The sequence below is a fragment of the uncultured Nostoc sp. genome (genome assembly GCF_964245575.1).
Taxonomy (GTDB): Bacteria; Cyanobacteriota; Cyanobacteriia; order Cyanobacteriales; family Nostocaceae; genus Nostoc.
Genome location: NZ_CAXTNP010000496.1, coordinates 1 through 3,026 on the forward strand (window position 1 = coordinate 1; position 3,026 = coordinate 3,026).

3 protein-coding genes are annotated in these 3,026 nt (G+C 37.4%); all 3 read left to right on the plus strand.

Going from position 1 to position 3,026, the window contains the following annotated elements; translation table 11 throughout:
* The coding region (locus ACFFAP_RS37575) for a hypothetical protein (protein ID WP_375515964.1) at positions 1-185 on the plus strand (185 nt) is incomplete at its 5' end.
* A 36-nt stretch (positions 186-221) separates the two neighbouring features.
* The gene (locus tag ACFFAP_RS37580) at positions 222-533 is read left to right on the plus strand and encodes a hypothetical protein (protein WP_375515965.1); all 312 of its coding nucleotides are present in this window, start codon (positions 222-224) and stop codon (positions 531-533) included.
* Between the two features lie 22 nt (positions 534-555).
* Complete coding sequence (locus ACFFAP_RS37585) at positions 556-2,799, plus strand: UvrD-helicase domain-containing protein (protein WP_375515966.1); 2,244 nt, start codon at positions 556-558, stop codon at positions 2,797-2,799.
* Positions 2,800-3,026 lie beyond the last annotated feature (227 nt).

The following is a 3,026-nucleotide window of genomic DNA, read 5'->3' on the forward strand; positions in this document are numbered from 1 at the left end:
TGAGCGCTCCCCTTGGGGCGGGGGGGGACATCGACCGACGGAGGAGGGAGTCAATAAACAAACTGCGAAGCAACCTTATTTCTTTATTTCGCGTAAGCGATTATATTAGCGATGCCTACGGCGGTAAACTACGCTATACCAAAAAATATACTTTAATTAATCTATATGCAGCGTACACTGCATAAATAATATTATTTAATGATGGTTTCCGACCAATAAATATGAAATACTCAATAAATATCTCAATCAATACTTATATTAAAGATGATGACGAAATTATGGATGCTGCTGATGAACTATTAGAGATAGTGCAGCAGGGATTTCTATTAGAAATTCATACTTACTCAGAAATGAGTGTAAGTCTTGATAATGAAGAGAATTCAATAATTATTTTCAATATTAGTGAAATAGAAAAAGAGGATTTAGATGGTGCGATCGCTGCTGCAAGAGAAGTTGTAGCCATTATCAAAGAGGAATTTCTGATTAACTTTCCTGGCAGTGAAATTATCTCTGTTTTCCCACCCATTAACTAAATTCTATATCCGATCAAAAACTATGCCTAATCCACATCCTAAGACTAAGCATTTACCAAAGCAAAAAACAACGTGGAATAATTTACCAACTAAGGCGACAAGAGTACCTGAGATATTCTTAGAGGAAATAGAGAAGTATGCGCGATCGCTCGACGGACAAACCAGCCCATTCGAGGCGATCATCTCTGTATTAGACAAACTCAACCCAGATGAGTTAGCACAAATTAAACTAGCTATAGAATCGTTATCTAGTAATGATGTTAAAGAAGAAACGCGCATAACATTACCTCAAGTATCTTTACCAATTCCAGAATTATCAAATACTCAAATTGCAGATTATAAAGCAAAGTTTGGTTTTGTTCCTTCTAAGTTTCAATTAGGAATTATCGATTGGGTTATTAACCAAAAAGGCAACGGTTGTTGCAACGCTGTGGCTGGCTCTGGAAAAAGTAGCACATTAAGAATAGTTGCAAAATCTTTGTGGAAACTGGGATTAAGACCTAATGAAATCAAGATTTGTGTTTTTGGTAAAGATAATTCCATAGATTTAATTAAAAAGTTTGGCCCTATTTGGAGAAATTCTATCAGCACCCTTCACAGTGCTGCATTTACCTTAGTTACACAAGAACTTCGTGTAAGAAGTGAAGATATTAATATTTCTAAATATAAATATGAACGCATTGCTCAAAGTTTAGATTTGATTCCTAAACGTGGCAGTAAAATAGGCAGACTTCGACAAGAGGGTATTATCGATGATGATGGCGATTTCCTAAAACTAATTGATTTAGTAAGGCTTAACAATGAGGAACCAACAGCAGAAGTTATAGAGGCGATCACACGTCATCACGAAATTGATAATGTATACAAACCTACTCTTGTAGCTCAGTGGATTGCTTATTGCCTCAAAATTGGTGAGGAAATGGCAATCTCTGAGAAGAAGCTAGATTTCACAGATCAAATTTGGCTAGCTGTTAAATGGAGGTTACATCAGCAGCCGTGGTTTAAATCTTTCAAATTCGTATTGATCGATGAGTGTCAGGACTTAAACCCCTTGCAATTACAACTGGTTTTGATGCTTGCAGGACTTACTGGACGGATTCTAGCAGTAGGCGACCCACGTCAAGCAATTATGGGCTTTGCTGGAGCCGACAACCAAAGCTACAACAACATTGTCAGGCTGACCAGAGCGGTAGAACTACCTTTATCAATTTGCTATCGTTGCCCGCGATCGCACATTGCCTTAGTTAAAAGCATATTTCCCTACATCCCAATTGAAGCAGTGCCAGATGCTATTGAGGGGATTATTCATCAGATAGAAAGCAAAGATATTGAAAAACTAGTTAAACATGGCGATATCATCATTGCCCGTAAAACTGCACCACTCGTTAGTTTATGTATTCGCCTCATCAGCCAGGGAGTTAAAGCAACAGTTAAAGGTCGAGATGTTGGTGATTTTCTTAAAAAAGAACTTGACCAAATAGCCAAGCTACCAGGATATAGTTTTAAGTTTTTTAATGATGCTGTTGCTCAGTACAGAGAAATTAAGTTGCAACAGTATTTAAATCTAGATAACGAAGATGAATTAAAGCAAAGATTAGCAGATAGGTTGGAAGCGATCGCAACCATCTACCAATCTCAACCACAGGCTACTAGCATTGAAAGCCTGAAGTATTATATTGACGAATTGTTCAGCGATGAAAATTCTCCTGTTACTCTATCCACCATTCATAAATACAAGGGAGGTGAGGGAGAAAGGATTTTTGTTCACAAAGCTGGAGATATGCCTATGGTTTGGAGAAATCAGCGAGATTGGCAGTTAGAGCAAGAACAGAACTTGCTTTATGTAGCGCTTACCCGTAGTAAATCTGAATTATTTATTGTAGGTGAATGTGATTGGTACAAACCATTAACATTAACTACAGATAAACAAATTTCTACCAGTACTGCTGTTACGGAACCTGAAAATAATAATTACTTTTCGTTATGCAGACAAGCACGAGAAGAACTTGATAAAGAGTTAACCCCAATCTTTAAAAATTCTAGCTCTCGTGCCAAATTTATTAAGACTGTAATTGATGAAGATATTGATTTAGGAATACTTGAAAGCTCAGGCAAAATTAAGTACGCTTCTCCTGAGAATAAGAAAGCTGTGTACACTGCGATAGAGAATTATTGGGAAAAATATTTCGATGCTGAAGATGAAAATGAAAGAGATGATGATTCATTATCACTCTGGCCCAGTCTAGATGATGATGAGGAATTTTAAATGATTATGTTACGTAACTTCCCGCCACGACACCCAGCGCCAGGGACAGAGGCGAGAAGGGCAGAAGGACAGACAAGTTGGCCACAGCAACAGGAGACAGAGAAATAAAACTGGAGAAAATAATTCTCATCTATCAAAAGTATGAGATATAACTATAATAATTCGCTATAACTGAATGGCACTAAGAAAAGCTCTAAGCTATGCAGGATAAGCGCTACAGATTTTAG